Raw genomic sequence first — 17,536 nt, forward strand, 5'->3', positions numbered from 1 at the left:
TAAAAAGGCTGAAAACACTTTCATATTCCGAAGAATCATGATATAATTAAAATAGTTGATTTTGGGAGGTGCTATGGAAACTCTAAAAAAACTAGCAGGCATCAAGGCTGCTGAATTTGTTGAAAATGGGATGGTGGTCGGTCTGGGAACAGGTTCGACTACCTATTATTTTGTTGAAGAAATTGGTCGTCGCATCAAAGAAGAGGGGCTGCGGATTACTGCAGTCACGACTTCTAGCGTGACCACTAAGCAAGCAGAAGGCTTGGGCATTCCGCTGAAATCCATTGATGAAGTGGATCAGGTTGATGTGACCGTTGATGGAGCTGATGAAGTGGATTCTCAGTTTAACGGGATCAAAGGCGGTGGCGGAGCCCTGCTGATGGAGAAAGTTGTTGCGACACCTACCAAGGACTACATCTGGGTGGTTGATGAAAGCAAGCTGGTTCAAAAACTAGGTGCCTTCAAGCTTCCGGTTGAAGTAGTGCAATATGGTGCGGAGCAAGTTTTCCGTCGCTTTGCTGAGGCAGGCTACAAGCCGAGTTTCCGTGAAAAAAATGGCCAACGTTTTATAACGGATATGCAGAATTTCATTATCGATTTGGATTTGGGGGTGATCGAAAATCCAATCGAATTTGGTCGAGAATTAGACCACATCGTGGGCGTTGTTGAGCATGGACTTTTCAATCAAATGGTCAACAAGGTCATCGTCGCAGGACAAAGTGGCGTAAAGGTTTTAGAAACAGACAACTAGAAAAGAGGTTTATATGTCAAAATTTAATCGTATTCACTTGGTAGTCATGGACTCAGTTGGTATTGGGGCAGCACCAGATGCTAACAATTTTGTTAATGCAGGGGTGCCAGATGGAGCTTCCGATACTCTGGGACATATTTCCAAAGCAGTCGGCCTAGATGTGCCAAATATGGCTAAGCTAGGCTTGGGCAATATCGAGCGTGAGCAAGCCTTGAAAACTGTACCAGCTGAGGAAAATCCAAGTGGTTACTATACTAAATTAGAAGAAGTTTCTTTAGGTAAAGACACAATGACAGGCCACTGGGAAATCATGGGTCTGAACATTACTGAGCCTTTTGATACTTTCTGGAATGGCTTCCCAGAGGAAATCTTGACTAAGATTGAAGAATTTTCTGGGCGCAAAGTTATTCGTGAGGCGAACAAACCTTATTCTGGCACGGCAGTTATTGATGACTACGGTCCTCGTCAGATGGAAACAGGCGAGTTGATTATCTACACTTCAGCTGATCCGGTGCTTCAGATTGCAGCTCATGAGGAGATTATTCCTTTGGACGAGCTCTATCGTATCTGTGAATACGCTCGCTCTATCACTTTGGATCGGCCAGCGCTTCTAGGCCGCATCATTGCTCGCCCTTATGTAGGTGAGCCAGGCAACTTCACTCGTACAGCCAATCGTCATGACTATGCAGTTTCTCCGTTTGAACCAACTGTTTTGGACAAGCTTAATGAAGCAGGCATTGATACCTATTCTGTAGGTAAAATTAATGACATCTTCAATGGCGCTGGTATCAACCATGATATGGGCCACAACAAGTCCAACAATCATGGAGTGGACAATCTGGTCAAGGCCATCCAGTCTGAGGATTTCAAGTATGGTTTCTCATTTACCAACTTAGTGGACTTCGATGCTCTTTATGGCCACCGTCGCGATCCGCATGGCTATCGTGATTGTCTGCAGGAGTTTGACGCTCGCTTACCAGAAATCATTGAAAACATGCGTGAGGATGACTTGCTCATGATTACCGCTGACCATGGAAATGATCCGACTTACGCCGGAACTGACCACACTCGTGAGTACATTCCGCTCTTGGTCTTTGGTAAATCCCTCAAGGGGAATGGTCACTTGCCTGTCGGACATTTTGCGGACATTTCAGCAACCGTTGCGGACAACTTCGGTGTCGACAAGGCTATGATTGGTGAAAGCTTCTTGGACAAATTGGTATAAGCACTATAAGAGAGTGAGGAAATTAGTTTATGACAACATTATCTGAAAAAATCAAAGCAACAGCAGCCTTTTTAAAAGAAAAAGGTATGACAGAGCCTGAATTCGGCTTGATCTTGGGATCTGGTTTGGGAGAGTTGGCTTCTGAAATTGAAAATGCCGTTAGTCTTGACTATGCAGATATTCCAAACTGGGGTCGTTCAACTGTCGTTGGCCACGCTGGTAAATTAGTCTATGGAGATTTGGCAGGTCGTAAGGTCTTGGCACTGCAAGGCCGTTTCCACTTCTATGAAGGAAATCCTTTAGAAGTCGTTACTTTTCCAGTGCGTGTGATGAAGGCTCTCGGTGCGACAGGTGTTATCGTTACCAATGCTGCCGGTGGTATCGGCTATGGTCCTGGTACGCTTATGGCGATCACTGACCACATCAATATGACTGGTCAAAACCCATTGATTGGTGAAAACTTGGATGAATTTGGTCCACGTTTCCCTGATATGTCTAAATCTTATACTCCAGAATACCGTGAAATCGCGCATAAAGTCGCTGACAAGCTTGGCATCAAGTTGGAAGACGGTGTTTACCTCGGTGCTACAGGTCCAACATATGAAACACCTGCTGAAATCCGTGCTTACAAGACGATGGGTGCAGATGCTGTTGGTATGTCTACTGTTCCAGAAGTCATCGTGGCTGCCCACTCAGGCTTGAAAGTTCTCGGAATTTCATGCATTACCAATCATGCTGCCGGTTTCCAAGAAGAACTCAATCATGAGGAAGTGGTTGAAGTAACAGAGCGTGTCAAAGGTGATTTCAAACGACTACTTAAAGCGATTCTTGCTGAATTGTAAGAAAATAAAACATCATAGAGAGGGGAGAGCCTGAGTTTCAAACGAACTCGGGCTAACCTTTCTATGACATTTGGTAAATATTTAAACTAAGGAAAGGTAGAGCGAGGTGTTCAGATGTGAACACGAGTGGAAAACTATCTTTCAAATAAACACAGAAAGGAAGGGCGTCTGAGTTTGAATTGAACTCGGGCTAGTCTTTCTATGGAATATTAAAATTAAGAAAGAAAGGAATTGAACCCACCCTAAAAGCGGTGGGAAAAAGATAGATGGTCTTGCGAGCATCGCTCACTGCGACCATCTCCTATTTTCCCTTTGCTTTTGACGGGTTTGGTATCTTAACTATGTCTATCCATATTGCTGCTAAACAAGGTGAGATTGCTGATAAAATTCTCTTGCCAGGCGATCCGCTGCGGGCTAAATTTATTGCGGAGAATTTCCTAGAAGATGCAGTCTGCTTCAATGAAGTTCGGAACATGTTCGGCTATACCGGGACATATAAGGGTCAGCGGGTTTCTGTCATGGGAACAGGGATGGGAATGCCATCGATTTCCATCTATGCACGTGAGCTGATTGTGGACTACGGAGTGAAAAAGCTAATTCGTGTGGGAACGGCTGGTTCGCTCAATGCAGATGTTCACGTTCGTGAATTGGTTCTGGCTCAAGCGGCTGCGACCAACTCAAACATTATCCGCAATGACTGGCCTCAGTATGATTTTCCGCAGATTGCTAGCTTTGACTTGCTGGACAAGGCTTATCATATCGCTAAAGATCTAGGCATGACGACCCATGTCGGAAATGTTTTGTCATCAGACGTCTTCTATTCCAACTATTTTGAAAAAAATATCGAGCTGGGTAAATGGGGTGTGAAAGCGGTCGAAATGGAAGCTGCGGCACTTTACTATCTGGCTGCCCAGCACCAAGTAGATGCTCTGGCTATCATGACTATTTCTGATAGCTTGGTCAATCCTGACGAAGACACGACAGCAGAGGAACGGCAAAATACCTTCACTGATATGATGAAGGTTGGTTTGGAAACCTTGATTGATTAAGCATGAATCTAGATTTAAAAGAGGAAATTCTCTTTGCGATTTCCCGTTATGACTATGCTTATGCCTATAAGCTGGCGCAACAGTTGATAAACGGTTCATCCCTTTTGACAAAATTGTTGCATATTCTGGCAGAGCGCAGAGAGCTCAATATTCTGCCAGCCATGGATGAAGAGTTGAAGACTGCTTTGCAGATGCAAAGTGGTTTTCAGCTTTTTTGTCATACCGATTTGGCTGATGAACAGCTGGCCAACTATCTCTACGATTTGGAAGCCAAGCTGCGCAATGAGCAGATTATTGACTTCATTCGAGCGGTCAGTCCAGCGATTTATCGGATTTTCATGCGCTTGATTAAGCTAGAAATTCCTGATATTGAGCACTTTATTCATAATTCCCGTGAGGCCAGCTATGATCGCTGGAAGTTTGAACGGATGCGGGAGTCAGATTATGCAGTCTTGCAGGATTTTCATGCAGAAAGCACGGTCAACTCATCCAGTCTGACAGAGCTGATTCTGTGCTTAGATCTGCCAGAGTCTGTCAAAGAAGAGGTCAGACAGCTGCGCGAGTTGGAAAAGTCAGTCCGAAATCCGCTGGCTCATTTGATTAAGCCTTTTGATGAGATGGAATTGTATCGAACAACTGGCTTTTCGTCTCAGCATTTTATGGAGATTTTGGTGGATTTGGCACGCTTCACAGGGATTGTCTACGATCGTGAAGATTTCTATTTTGATGAGGCAAACCGCTTGGTTAGAGCTTTATTGACAGGAGAGGAAAATGGATAAAATACAGCAGTTGCAAGACATGATTGACCAAAGTCAGCATATTGTCTTTTTCGGTGGGGCGGGTGTCTCGACCGAGTCCAATATACCTGACTTTCGTAGTTCGGATGGGATTTATAGTGTCAAGCTGGGGCGGCATTTTACGGCAGAGCAGCTGGTTTCGCACACCATGTTTGAGCGCTATCCACAGGAGTTTTTCGACTTTTACAAGAAATACCTGCTCTATCCAGATGCCAAGCCCAATGTGGCTCACACCTATCTGGCTTATCTGGAGGAGACAGGTAAGCTCAAAGCTGTGGTGACGCAAAATATTGACAGTCTGCACGAAATAGCTGGTTCAAAAAAGGTTCTAAAGTTGCATGGGAGTGCGGATAGAAATTTCTGTCTAAACTGTCAGCGTTTTTACGACTTGGAGGCATTTCTAGCTCTGCCTGGGACGGTGCCTTACTGCTCTGACTGCGGCGGCATGATCAAGCCCGATGTGACCCTCTATGAAGAGCCTTTGGATATGGAGACTTTCCAGCAAGCCGCGCAGGCCATTCATCAAGCCGACTTGTTGATCATCGGGGGAACTTCCTTGGTGGTCTATCCCGCAGCTAGTCTCATCCAGTACTTTGCTGGCAAGCATCTGGTCGTCATCAACAAGACCAGTATTCCTCAGGATAAGCAAGCTGACCTCGTCATCGAAGGCAAGATTGGGGAAGTGTTTGCGCAGTTGAGACAGGGAGACTAAAAGAGTTTTTCAATGGGAAAGTTTATTTGTGAGAGATATTTAGGGTTTTATGGCTGATTTATATATTCAACATTCGTCTTGTAGCTTGTCGGTGAGGGAGCAGCGTGTGCTTGTACGAAATGAGGAGCACATCCTTTTGAAGGAAATTTCCTTCAATCTGATTGACAATATCTTGGTCTTTGGCAATGCTCAGCTGTCTACTCAGCTACTGAAAGCCTTGGCCACTAGAGATATTTTTGTGTTCTATTTCTCGAGCAAGGGAGAGTTTCTATTTTCCCTTGATTCCTTTAGGAAGGAGGATTTTGAAAAGCAGCGCAGTCAGGCTCGGGCAGCTTTTGACTCGGACTTTTGCTTGGGCATTGCTCGGAAAATCGCTGCTGCCAAGATAGACAACCAGCTCAATTTGCTCCAAGCTTTTGACGAAAATGACTTGCTGGATCAGGAGGATTTCAAACGCTTTAGTGATGGGATGGTACATATCGAGCAAGCGAGAAGCATCGCAGAGATTATGGGAATCGAAGGGCGACTGGCAAAATCCTACTTTTACCTCTTGAACCTACTGGTCATTGATGGCTTTCATTTTTCTGGTCGGAGTCGGAGGCCAGCTATGGACAAGTTTAATACCCTGCTAAACTTTGGCTACTCTATTCTTTATTCTTGCTTTATGGGCTTGATTCGCAAGAATGGTCTGAGCTTGGGCTTTGGAGTGATGCATCAGCCACATGACCATCATGCTGTCTTGGCGAGTGACTTGATGGAGGAATGGCGGCCGGTGATCGTGGATGATACGGTGCTGGGGCTGGTCAACCGTCAGGAAATTCTTGAAGAGCATTTCATTGAAAAGGAAGATGGTATCTTTTTGACGCCTGAAGGAATCGAGATCTTTTCTCGGGCTATGAGGGAGAGGATCTTGGAGATTCATCACTATGTCGAGCTGGATAAGAATCGCTACACTTTTCTATATGCGGCGGATCAGCAAATCAAATCCTTGATCCGAAGCTTTGAAGCCTTGGATCCAGCTGAGTATGTGTCTAGCTATACGGGAGGAGGGAAAGATGGTCTTCTTTAATCTTAATGATGATGAAAAAGAGTTTGCCAGAAAGAAAACAAAATTTTGTCTGGTTATTTACGATATCGTCAGCAATAAGCGGCGCTTGAAGCTGGCAAAGCTTTTGGAAGGCTATGGCGTGAGGGTTCAGCGCTCCTGCTTTGAGCTGGCCCTTGAGAAGCTGGACTTTGACTGCCTGGTGAGAGAGCTGAGAGCCTTTTATCAGGCAGAAGAAGGGGACAATATCATTATCTATCTGGGGCATAAGGAAGAGAGGATTGTTTTTAATCCTCATGAAGGCGCGGAGTTGCTAGAGGATATTTTGTTCTTTTAAGCTTTTGTTTCTGAGCGAGACGTGGTATAATGGAGCTAGGTTTTAGCTAGTTTCTAAGGGGTGCTAGATGTGGTAGGGGTCTTCTGAGGCTTTATACAAGATATGCTGTTAGAACCCCCACAATCCTCGCGAGGGGACGGAAACTTAACCTGTTTAGCATACTCTTCTGGAGTCATCAGTTAGAACCCCCACAATCCTCGCGAGGGGACGGAAACGGAGGAATTCGTCGCCTTCCTCGGAATCTTCGTTCGTTAGACCCCCCAAAATCCTCGCGAGGGGACGGAAACCAAATTCAAAGAGACGGAAGTACCAGCCACCGTAAGTTAGACCCCCAAAAATCCTCGAGAGGGGACGGAAACCATTATGTTGAGGTACATAAATTAAAAGTTCGTGCGTTAGCCCCCCCCACATCCTCGCGAGGGTACGGAAACAGTGTTCCTGGGCTTCTGCGCTCAACTCCCCACATGTTAGCCCCCCCCCACAATCCTCGAGAGGGTACGGAAACGTACACCATTCGATAGCTTGATCTAGTGATTCGAATGTTAGAACCCCCCTAATCCTCGAGAGGGTACGGAAACTTAAATGCCAGAACTTGTTGTCCTGACAGGTCTTGGGTTAGATCCCCCCTAATCCTCGCGAGGGGACGGAAACATAAGTTTTATAGGTTATCATCGAATTAAAGAACTTGAGCTAGACTCTTCCACATACCTCGCGAGGGGATGGAAACCTGCATCTTCTTCTGTCCAGACCAGCTGGTATGTTAGACCCCAAAGAATCCTCGAGAGGGGACGTAAACCTACCGTTCTGCGGCGCTATCCCAGTGAGGTACTGGTTAGACCCCCCCAATCCTCGCGAGGGTACGGAAACTTATCTTTAGCGTTAGAAATTCGCAAGAAATCTGTTAGACCCCCCCTAATCCTCGCGAGGGTACGGAAACTAACAAGTAAGATACAACGAACTCATCTCCCTTATGTTAGATCCCCCCTAATCCTCGAGAGGGTACGGAAACGGAAAAATAGCTGTACGATGTTCTGACCCAAGACCGTTAGCCCCCCACAATCCTCGCGAGGGTACGGAAAACCATTTTTACTCCTCCTCGGAAAAAAATCTATACATTAGACCCCCCATAATCCTCGCGAGGGGACGGAAACGCAGACTCCCCGCCAGAAGGACAGCCACTATCTTCTCGTTAGACCCCCCAATCCTCGCGAGGGGACGGAAACACATTCCCAAGTCGCCAGTTGTCACGCTCCCAGTTCGTTAGAACCCCCTCAATCCTCGCGAGGGTACGGAAACGTAAGTTCATCGAACGCAGGAGTTGGCTGATTAGAAGGTTAGAACCCCCCTAATCCTCGAGAGGGGACGGAAACTGACACATATTGGATAAGGTATCGTATAGCCTAAGTTAGAACCCCCCAAATCCTCGCGAGGGTACGGAAACTTAGCTTTGTTCACTCTCTGTCTCCTTTGTGGTATGTTAGACCTCCCCAATCCTCGAGAGGGTACGGAAACTCATTTAAAATTTCAAATAAATTTGATTCATGAGTTAGCCCCCCTAATCCTCGCGAGGGGACGGAAACTTTCGCACGATGTCGCTTATGTGGTTGATGTGTTCGTTAGAGCCCCCCAATCCTCGAGAGGGGACGGAAACAGAAAATCAGTTAAGGTTCGACTTTCGTATTTTGTTAGACCCCCCCTAATCCTCGAGAGGGGACGGAAACCGCCTTTTCATTGTCTACAGAAGTATTGGCCTTAGTTAGCTCCCCCCCAATCCTCGCAAGGGGACAGAGTGGACGGGGGCTTTTTTACTTTCCCTCAGCTTCTTGCTTTGCCAAGAAAGAAGGATCTTGACTGTTTAAGCTTTTTTTAAAATGCTTCAAAAAATATTGACAACGTTTTCAAAAGTTGATATAATAAGATCAGTAAATAATAATCGTTCTAAAGGGCGCCATGAAATCGGTGAAACATACTTTTGCCTTTTTCGGGCGCTTTTGCAGTATAGAGAGGAGAGCGTGTGAAGAAAGTAGAGTTACATTTATCAAAGACAAGACTAAAAGACGAAGAATTGGTCAGTAAGCTTCAGGGCTTTTTGATGGCGCAGATTTCACCAGACTTTGCGACCTTTCTCCATGAGCAGGAGACCAATCCCTACTCGCTGAATCTGTGCTCCACGCGCGATGAGTCGGTGTGGGTTGTCAATTTGCTTTCAGAAGAGGCGGAACAGCAAATGCTAGCTCCTTTATTAAACCTGGAAACCATCAAGCTAGAGAGCTATGCTGAGGAAATCCTTGTCAAAAAGGTGGAAATCCACTCCTTGTCCCAGCAGACCTTGCTGGATATTTACCAAGATGATGATGCCTCCCACCTGATACGCGTCCATTTTTATACGCCAACGACCTTTAAGCGTCAGGGGCAGTTTGTGCTATTTCCAGACACGCGCCTGATTTTTCAAAGTTTGATGCAAAAATACAGTCGACTGGTGGAAGGGAGAGCGGAAATCGAAGAGGAGACCCTACAGTTTTTAGCAGACCATAGCCAAATCACCAGCTATCATCTAAAAAGTCATTATTTTCCAATTCATGGACGAAAATACCCCGCCTTTGAGGGCAGGGTAACGATACAGATAAAGGGAGCATCCACGCTCAAAGCTTATGCGCAGATGCTCCTAAAATTTGGTGAATATGCCGGCGTCGGCACAAAGTGTAGCCTAGGAATGGGAGGGATGAGAATTGAAGAAAGAAAAGATTGATTTGATTTACTGTGCCTTGTTTCACAATCTTGGCCGTATTGTCAGTCGCTCACTTGGCCAGTCTGATGATATAGACTTAGGAAAAGCATGGTTAAAGGAACAACTTCCTCAGCTGGATTTGTATGAAGATAGCAGAGCAGGAAAGATCGTTAGCTTAGCAGATCGTATTGCAAGTGGTTTACCAGATGATAGAAAGGTTATGTCAGATAAACTTTTCTACCCTCAAGCAGATATTTTTAATGCTTTCAAAGAGGACAAGGGTTCTCGTTATCAGAAATTTGAAGTTCTGACAGATAATAGTGAACTCAATATTGCCAGCCACGAAGTAGTTAATATTAGTCAAGACTGCTATGAGGAACTGCTGAATATTTTGACTGAAAAACTGCAACAACTTCCCTTAGAGGAAGAAAGCTTGCCATTCTTTTTCAATCTTTGGCGGAGGTTGTTTTCGAAAGTACCTCTACTTCCTGGTGACAAGGAGCTGGGAGATCTTTCTCTAGCAGAGCATAGTAGATTAACAGTTGCTTTTTCTACTGCGATTTTTGATTATCTGAAAAGTCAAGGCCAATATACTCTACTAGATGATGAATCCAAATTTTATAGAGAATCAGCCTTCTTACTAGCTAGTTTTGATTTGTCTGGCATTCAAGACTTTATCTATAATATCGCCAGCAAAGGGGCTGCTAAGCAACTCAAAGCTCGCAGTCTTTATCTGGAATTTATGAGTGAAAATATTGTGGATAGTCTCTTGGAGAAGTTGGCGCTATCACGCGCCAATGCCCTTTATGTCGGTGGTGGCCACGCCTATTTCGTTCTACCCAATACAGAAGCTACAGTGGCAGCTTTGGAGCAATTTGAAATAGAATTTAACAGTTTCCTCTTGAAGCATTTTCAGACGGGTCTTTATGTTGCTTTTGGTTGGGCACCATTTGCAGCAGAACAGATTATGAAGTACCATTGTGGCTCGGTTGCTAGCTATCTACAACATTATCGCGAGATTTACCAAGAAACTAGTCGGATGATTTCTGAAAAGAAAATATCTCGCTACGATGCAAATACCCTGCGAGATCTCAATAAGGGCGGTAAGCAGTCTGAACGAGAGTGTGAGATTTGCCATGCAGTTGGGGAGATTGAGATGCTGCGGATAGGTGGTGAGGATGTACAAAATCTTTGTCCTATTTGTCGAGAGCTTAGAGGTTTTGCTGCTAAAATTCATACTTTTGACGATACTGAAAAGGAAGACTATTATTATTTTAAAATTGTAGAGGGAGAAGAAGGACTGCCGATTGGCCCTAAAGCTGTATTGCTGGCTGTGGATGAAGATGATATTTCCACCTCTGGTCGTTTATATGTGAAAAATAAATTTTCTACGAATAATGCTGCTATTCACGTCTTTATAGGAGACCGTCAGGTAGCGAATATTGAAGACTATGCAGGTCTATCTCAAAAAGAAATCGAAGGAAATGAGGGAGTAGCTAAGGGAATTAAGCGACTGGCCGTTTTGCGTTTGGATGTAGACAATCTAGGTGCAGCTTTTATGGCTGGATTTTCTAAGCAGGAAGGTGGAAGCTATAATACTCTTGCTCGCTCTGCTGTATTTTCTCAGCAGATGAGTCTTTTCTTTAAGTTTCACATTAACCAATTTGCAAAGGATAAGAATTTGACGATTATCTATGCAGGTGGTGATGATGTATTTGCGATTGGCAGCTGGCAGGATGTTATAGATTTTGCGGTGGATATTAGGCAGAAATTTATTGCTTTTACAAATGGGAAGCTGACCTTATCGGCAGGTGTTGGGCTTTATCCAGACAAAACTCCGATTCATCTGATGGCTTTGGATGCTGGACAACTTGAAGAGGCCGCCAAGGACAATGGTAAAGATAGTGTTTCTCTTTTCAATGAGCGGTACACTTTCAAGTTTGATGACTTTATTAATGAGATTTACAAAGGGAAATTGAAGGATATTCGGAAATATTTCTCTGGTCAGAAGGAGCGGGGTATCAATTTTCTCTATCGCTTGGTTGAACTTTTGCAACTTAATGATAAAGAAATGTATAAGTCACACGGTTCTTCTGATGATAGAAGGATGAATGTTGCCCGCTTAGCCTACCTACTGGCGCGAATGGAAGATGAAGCCAGCAAAGAGGAGAAGGAACATTTCAGAGAATTTAAAAATGCTTTTTGGAATTGGTACAAGAGCAGCAGTAAAACACAGAGAGAAGCAGAGTTCGCTCTCATCTACTATCTATATGAGATTAGAAAGGTATAAAAAGATGGCACCGTACGAAAATAATCAGAATAAGCAAAATAATGGTAGAAAGCAAAATCAAGTTAATCATAATCAAGACAGTTTTAGCAATCAAAATAATGAACTTAAGTCGCAAAAGTTCAAGATTGAACCGCCTATTTTGACGGATGATTATGTCGATAATGCGGAGAAGGTCATTCATAAGTTAAAAAATTCAGGGAAATATGAAGTAGGGCAAAATAAAGGTAAGATAAAATTCAATTTAACCAGTACACAAATTCGTAATTTAGCTGCTTTGACCAGTAATCTTTTTGACGAAAGTAAAACCAAAAATGATATTGAGGAATTAAGAGAAAAAATTTCCTATTTGAGGATTCAGTTTGTTTACCAATCTGGAAGAGAACCAGCTGTAGAAGATTTTGTTAAAAAAGCAGGTTTATTAGAAGCGTTGAAAGAAATTAAGGATATACCTAGTTTGCAGCGTTTCTGTCGGTATATGGAAGCTTTGATTGCATATTTTAAATTCAACGGAGGAAGAGATCAATGACCTATTCAAAAGTAAAAATTTCAGGAATTATTGAGCTGAAAAGCGGCCTTCATATTGGAACCAGTAATGCCTTTGCAGCTATTGGTGCTACCAATAATCCTATTATCAAAGACCCCCTTACGAATCTTCCCTATATTCCTGGCTCCACTTTAAAAGGAAAAATGCGCAGCTTGCTTTATCGGACAGACTATAATAACAATACAAGTGATAAGTTAAGTAAAGATAGTTTGGAAATTAGCCGTCTTTTTGGAAATTCAAAAACTTATAAAATTGGCCGCTTAGTTTTTCGAGATGCCTTTTTAAACAACAAAGAAGAGCTAGGTAAAAGGGTATCTACTTACACAGAAGTTAAGTTTGAAAATACGATCAATCGTATTACTGCTGAAGCAACTCCTCGACAAGTTGAGAGAGCGATCCGTGAAAGTCAATTTGCTTTTGAGATTATCTATTCTATTCAGGAGAAAGAACTCACTGAGGTCGAAAAGGATATGGAAATTCTCAAAGCTGGTTTTGAATTGTTAGAATGGGATTACTTAGGAGGTTCTGGCAGTCGTGGCTATGGTAAAGTGTGTTTTAAAGACTTTGAGGTTAAGACTGTCTTTGGTAAATTTAATGAGAATAGGATTAAAAAAGCCCTGAAACCATTTACTAAGGATGAGTCCGATGGTGGAGGAAGTGCAGAGACCCCAGATTCAGAAATTAAGTAAGGAGATCTGCTATGGCCTATCAACTCTATAAATTAGATTTTAAGTCTGCTCATTTTGGTGAAGGTCATTTGGATGATTCGGTCATGACTTTCACGGCAGCCCGTCTTTACTCTGCCTTAGTGCTTGAAGCTATCAAGGCGGGGGTCTTAGATGAGTTTGAGAATTTATCTCGACAAGAGGATTTTGTGCTGACTGATGCTTTCCCCTATAATGAAGTTCCCTATCTCCCCAAGCCTATCGGCTATCCATTATTAGATAAAGTCAACCGAAGTGAAGATATTATCAAACAGCGGGAAGAAGCAAAAAAAGCAAAAAAATTAGCTTTTATTAAGCTGGGGGATTTTGACTGTTTTCTATCTGGAAATAGTATCATCGGTGAATATCTGGCTACAAAATCAGTTAACACAAAAAACCAGCCCTTCCAAGATGGAAATCTTTATCAAGTTGCTTCAGTTCACTTTGATAAAAGCAGTCTGTATTTTATAGCCAATCAATCTGATTTGTTGGATCGGTTGTTGGAAAGTCTTCAGTTCAGTGGCATCGGAGGGAAGCGTAGTAGTGGTTACGGTGGTTTTATTTTGGATAAAACTGTTGCCCAGCCACTGGATTTTTTGGAAAAATTAACTGTTAACCATACAGGCAAAGTAATGACTTTGACAACTTCCTTGCCGGTAGATAGTGATTTGGAAATAGCAATGAATGAGGGGCGTTACTTACTGAAAAAGGTAAGTGGCTTTGCATTTAGTGAGGAGACGGTATCTAACTTTCGCAAGCAGAATCTTTACACTTTTAAGGCAGGTTCAACCTTTTCCAAAACGTATAATGGTCAAATCTGTGATGTCAGACCAAGTAATGAGTTTCCTCATCCAGTCTGGCATTATGCTAAACCCTTATTTTATATATTGGAGGAATCCAAATGAAGACAGAATATAGGAAATTCAAGTTGACCCTGTGGACTTTAGGGCCAGTGCATATCGGGAGTGGTCTGCTTCATACCGCTCGTGAGTATATCCTTGAAGGTGATGAATATTATTTTCCAGATATGACTCTGCTTTATGACGAATTTATCAAACAAGGAATTGATGAAAAATTTCAAAAGTTCTTAATTGACTCTGATAATAAAACCAATCGAATAAGTGATTTTCTAGCTGAGCATGGCATAACGAAACGTGATTTTGGGGGATATAGACTTAAAGCAACAGGACTTGAAAAGCCTAAAGGAGACTATGCAACCCGAAATCAGGAAACGACAGACTCAGGAGAAATCAATGGTGTTCATCAATTTATGAGAGATTGTTACGGTAACCCTTATATCCCGGGCAGCTCTCTTAAAGGTGCTATTCGCACTATTTTGATGAATACGCATTGGCACTCAACGAATTTTAAGCAGGAAAATAAAAAAGGCAAAATCGTTGAAAATAAGAAAGCGATTCCTTGGGGACCAACTAGACGACAGAGACATGAAAAAATAAAACCTTTTGATGATATTTTTAATGAAATTCGTGTCTCAGATAGTCAGCCTTTGACAAATGATGATTTAATTCTTGTTCAAAAGTGGGATTTTAGTCCAGATAAAGATACAAAGCCGCATTCACTAAGTATCTATCGTGAAGCTCTGAGACCTGGAACTAAGATGGAATTTGAAATCATTACCGCTTCAGGTTTTGAAGGTGGAAGAGCCGGTGAGCTCGTTGCTTCTCTTGGAGAATATGCACAAAAATTTTACTTTGGAGTGACAGAAGATGAAGCCTATGAAGGCTACGAAGATTTCTTTCTAAAGAAATTTCCTAATCATTTAATTCAGAACAATGAATCCTATCCCCTCTATCTAGGTGGTGGAAGTGGTGCTTGGACCAAAACAGTTTTTAGGCAGGCGGATGGCGAAGTTCAACAACGACATGAGAAAATGTCTGGACGAGGGGCTCTAAAATTGACAAAGGCACCCCAGCAAGTTTTAACAACTATTGAAGGTGAAATAGAATTAATTAAGAATACAGATAATTTCTATGAAATGGGCAAAACCTGTTTTACGATTATGGAGGTAGGTACAAGATGAAGACATTAATCACATTTATCAGTCAGTATGATCCGATTGGTGTTGAATTTGTGGATACAAAACAAGATAATGTAGATGGTCGTCAAAAAAGATTTAGACCTAACTTCGGACAGGAGTTGACTGTAGCTTCAGTAAAAAACTATGAAAATGATGACTATAAACTAAGGATATCAGACGGTGCTGCTCTTTTTATTATAAAAAATGAATTACCTGACAAAATTATTGTGATATATAGTGACGAGATGAAGGTAAAACAGGAAAACTTTGAAGCAGCTGTTCAAGCTGTTTACGATGGAAAAGAAGCTCCAGTGATACAGAATGAACATGTAAAAGAAGGGATTCACGAATTTGATACAATGTATAAATTCGTGGAAGAAATTCTTAACAGAGAAGATATGTCACAAGGGAATTATGTTTTAAATGTGACGAGTGGCACTCCACAGTGTCAAGCTGCTATGTATGCTATCAATTTTGTCAAGGATTATGACACAAGGCTTGCTCGGGTGAATTCTCCAAGAAGTGAAAAGACAAATCAATCAAACCAAGGAGCTCCCTGGTTTGAAACTGCTACCTTTAAATATTTTTTGGAAAAACAAGCCTCAGATTATAAAGACAATCGTCAGTTGGGGATTGAAAAAGGAAAGAAGTTTAAAAATAATTTACTACAACGGACCTATAAAGATTTCATTTTGAAGTATGAATACAAAGCGGCGTTAGATATATTAAAGGCAAGTCCCGATATCATTTCTAATAAACAAGATCAAGAAAATTCAAAACATATATTAGAAAACATGATTAGTGTTTTTCAAAAACAGGGAGTTCTTGAAGAGCTTGCAGCTGATGCTGATTTGAAATGTGGTGAAACGGATGAGTTTCAAAAAGTGTTAAATTATTATCTGATGATTGATATTCTAAACCGTAGAGGTCAAGTGACTGATGTGCTAGTCAAGGCAAAATCCTTTGCGGAGTTTATCTTAAAATCTGTGATTGAAAGAAGACACCCAGATTTAGAAGTAATTAAAAAAATTAAGAGAATTAATATCTTTGATATGATTAAAATTCTTAACCATTATCATGAATATTCTGAATTTGAAACTCCAATTTCTAAAGTTCAGGATGTAAATCCTCAAAGAAACCAAGTCGCTCATGGTCTGGCTGAAATCTCAGTGGAGCAAGAGGAATTGGATGAATTAGTGAAAGGTTTGAAAGAGTTGGTCACTGCAGCTTATTCTCATATAAATGACTCTGCCTATCAGAAATATTTTGATTATTATGACACAAAGAATCAAGAGTTAATCAGATATCTTTAATAGATTCTCACATTCCTTATCTCTTTCCTCCCTAGCTGGTAGACCTTATAGGGAAACCAAGTCTCAAAAATAGAAAAAACACCTAGAGCCTGCAGTAAGCTGCCTGCTTCTAGGTGTTTTGCTTTACTTATCAAACTGTACTTCCTCAATCAGATACTCGATAAAGCGCTCTCCCATCTTGGACAGGCTGGCTTTTTCGTGCTGGATATAGACCAGCTCGATCGGGTCATCGATGTCCAGAGGGATGGAAACGATATTGTCGCCGTTAAGGTTGCTGTTGAGAATACCGGTGGCGATGGTGTAGCCATCCAGACCAATCAAGAGGTTAAAGAGGGTTGCACGGTCGCTGACCACGATAGACTTTTTGTGGTGCTCCTGTGAGAGGATTTCCTCAGAAAAGTAAAAGGAGTTATGCGTACCTTGGTCATAGCTGAGATAAGGGAAATTCTCCAAGTCGGATAGTTGTACCAGTTTCTTCTTGGCCAGCGGGTTGGACTTGCTGACAAAGATATGGGGCTGCGCCGTGAAGAGATGGGTCGCGATCAGATGGCTGTCGTCCAGCATTTTGGATAGGACATCGCGGTTATAGCTGTTAAGGAAGAGGACGCCGATTTCGCTGCGGAAGTTTTTCACATCGTCAATGATTTCCCAAGTCCGAGTCTCCCGCAGGAAGAGTTCGTATTTTTCCATGTCGCTTTTTTTGAGGAGTGACACGAAAGCGTTGACCACAAAGGCATAGTGCTGGGACGAAACGCTGAAAAGCTCGCGATTGGCGACAGGGTTTTTATAGCGTTCCTCCAGAAGCTGGGTCTGCTCTACCACTTGGCGGGCATAAGAAAGAAACTCCATACCGTCCTTGGTCAGGGTAATGCCTTTGGGATTGCGGATGAAGATGTTAATACCCATTTCATTTTCTAGATCCCGCACGGCATTGGATAGGCTAGGCTGGGTGATAAAAAGTTGCTTGGCAGCTTCGTTCATGCTGCCAGTCTCGACGATTTTGATAATATAGTGTAATTGTTGAATTCTCATAGGTCTATTTTATCATATTAGCATTGACAAAACACGGTTTAAGTTGTAAAATATTTTAAATTCAACCTTTAAGGAAGTCCAGAGAGACTGCAAGGAAACGGAAAAAGAACAGAAGGCTCAAGTGCCTTT

16 protein-coding genes are annotated in these 17,536 nt (G+C 42.4%); 15 read left to right on the forward strand and 1 reads right to left on the reverse strand.

The genetic code is table 11. The features are described from left to right. The first annotated feature begins 73 nt into the window (after positions 1-73). The 15 genes from rpiA (at position 74) to csm6 (ending at position 16,375) form a co-directional block, all read left to right on the forward strand. Positions 74-751 carry a ribose-5-phosphate isomerase RpiA gene (rpiA, locus tag SSIN_RS08875; RefSeq protein ID WP_037618057.1) on the forward strand — a complete coding sequence of 226 codons (678 nt, stop codon included), beginning with the start codon at positions 74-76 and terminating at the stop codon, positions 749-751. A 13-nt stretch (positions 752-764) separates the two neighbouring features. Beyond that, a complete protein-coding gene (locus SSIN_RS08880) occupies positions 765-1,976 on the forward strand; it encodes a phosphopentomutase (RefSeq protein ID WP_037618059.1) in 1,212 nt (403 codons plus the stop codon). Positions 1,977-2,005: 29 nt separating this feature from the next. Then, positions 2,006-2,818, forward strand: coding sequence for a purine-nucleoside phosphorylase (locus tag SSIN_RS08885; RefSeq protein ID WP_037618061.1), 813 nt, complete (start codon positions 2,006-2,008; stop codon positions 2,816-2,818). A gap of 341 nt (positions 2,819-3,159) precedes the next feature. Next, the gene (gene deoD / locus SSIN_RS08890; RefSeq protein WP_015604594.1) at positions 3,160-3,867 is read left to right on the forward strand and encodes a purine-nucleoside phosphorylase; all 708 of its coding nucleotides are present in this window, start codon (positions 3,160-3,162) and stop codon (positions 3,865-3,867) included. Positions 3,868-3,869: 2 nt separating this feature from the next. Next, a complete protein-coding gene (locus SSIN_RS08895) occupies positions 3,870-4,646 on the forward strand; it encodes a hypothetical protein (RefSeq protein ID WP_037618063.1) in 777 nt (258 codons plus the stop codon). Continuing rightward, positions 4,639-5,376, forward strand: a complete 738-nt coding sequence (locus SSIN_RS08900; protein WP_037618066.1) for an NAD-dependent protein deacylase — start codon at positions 4,639-4,641, stop codon at positions 5,374-5,376. The genes SSIN_RS08895 and SSIN_RS08900 overlap by 8 nt, the downstream gene beginning before the upstream one ends. Before the next feature lie 106 nt (positions 5,377-5,482). After that, positions 5,483-6,445, forward strand: coding sequence for a CRISPR-associated endonuclease Cas1 (gene cas1 / locus SSIN_RS08905; RefSeq protein WP_244880090.1), 963 nt, complete (start codon positions 5,483-5,485; stop codon positions 6,443-6,445). Beyond that, positions 6,432-6,758: a CRISPR-associated endonuclease Cas2 gene (gene cas2, locus SSIN_RS08910; protein ID WP_037618070.1), complete on the forward strand. Its 327-nt coding sequence runs from the start codon at positions 6,432-6,434 to the stop codon at positions 6,756-6,758. Before cas1 ends, cas2 begins: the two co-directional genes overlap by 14 nt. A gap of 2,014 nt (positions 6,759-8,772) precedes the next feature. Then, positions 8,773-9,507 carry a CRISPR-associated endoribonuclease Cas6 gene (cas6, locus tag SSIN_RS08915; RefSeq protein WP_037618072.1) on the forward strand — a complete coding sequence of 245 codons (735 nt, stop codon included), beginning with the start codon at positions 8,773-8,775 and terminating at the stop codon, positions 9,505-9,507. Further along, the gene (cas10, locus tag SSIN_RS08920) at positions 9,488-11,776 is read left to right on the forward strand and encodes a type III-A CRISPR-associated protein Cas10/Csm1 (RefSeq protein ID WP_037618073.1); all 2,289 of its coding nucleotides are present in this window, start codon (positions 9,488-9,490) and stop codon (positions 11,774-11,776) included. The genes cas6 and cas10 overlap by 20 nt, the downstream gene beginning before the upstream one ends. Positions 11,777-11,912: 136 nt before the next feature. After that, positions 11,913-12,302 carry a type III-A CRISPR-associated protein Csm2 gene (csm2, locus tag SSIN_RS08925; protein WP_037618120.1) on the forward strand — a complete coding sequence of 130 codons (390 nt, stop codon included), beginning with the start codon at positions 11,913-11,915 and terminating at the stop codon, positions 12,300-12,302. Then, the gene (gene csm3 / locus SSIN_RS08930; protein ID WP_037618075.1) at positions 12,299-13,009 is read left to right on the forward strand and encodes a type III-A CRISPR-associated RAMP protein Csm3; all 711 of its coding nucleotides are present in this window, start codon (positions 12,299-12,301) and stop codon (positions 13,007-13,009) included. Before csm2 ends, csm3 begins: the two co-directional genes overlap by 4 nt. 11 nt (positions 13,010-13,020) lie before the next feature. Continuing rightward, positions 13,021-13,929 (forward strand): type III-A CRISPR-associated RAMP protein Csm4, encoded by a 909-nt coding sequence (gene csm4 / locus SSIN_RS08935; RefSeq protein ID WP_037618077.1) that lies wholly within the window; start codon positions 13,021-13,023, stop codon positions 13,927-13,929. Beyond that, entirely contained in the window at positions 13,926-15,065 is a 1,140-nt protein-coding gene (gene csm5 / locus SSIN_RS08940) for a type III-A CRISPR-associated RAMP protein Csm5 (RefSeq protein WP_037618079.1), read from the forward strand. Before csm4 ends, csm5 begins: the two co-directional genes overlap by 4 nt. Beyond that, entirely contained in the window at positions 15,062-16,375 is a 1,314-nt protein-coding gene (gene csm6 / locus SSIN_RS08945; protein WP_037618081.1) for a type III-A CRISPR-associated CARF protein Csm6, read from the forward strand. The genes csm5 and csm6 overlap by 4 nt, the downstream gene beginning before the upstream one ends. Positions 16,376-16,498: 123 nt before the next feature. On the opposite strand, the gene SSIN_RS08950 is transcribed toward csm6, so the two are convergent. Continuing rightward, entirely contained in the window at positions 16,499-17,407 is a 909-nt protein-coding gene (locus SSIN_RS08950) for a LysR family transcriptional regulator (protein ID WP_037618083.1), read from the reverse strand. Positions 17,408-17,536: the final 129 nt, after the last annotated feature.

The organism is Streptococcus sinensis, from assembly GCF_000767835.1.
Taxonomy (GTDB): Bacteria; Bacillota; Bacilli; order Lactobacillales; family Streptococcaceae; genus Streptococcus; species Streptococcus sinensis.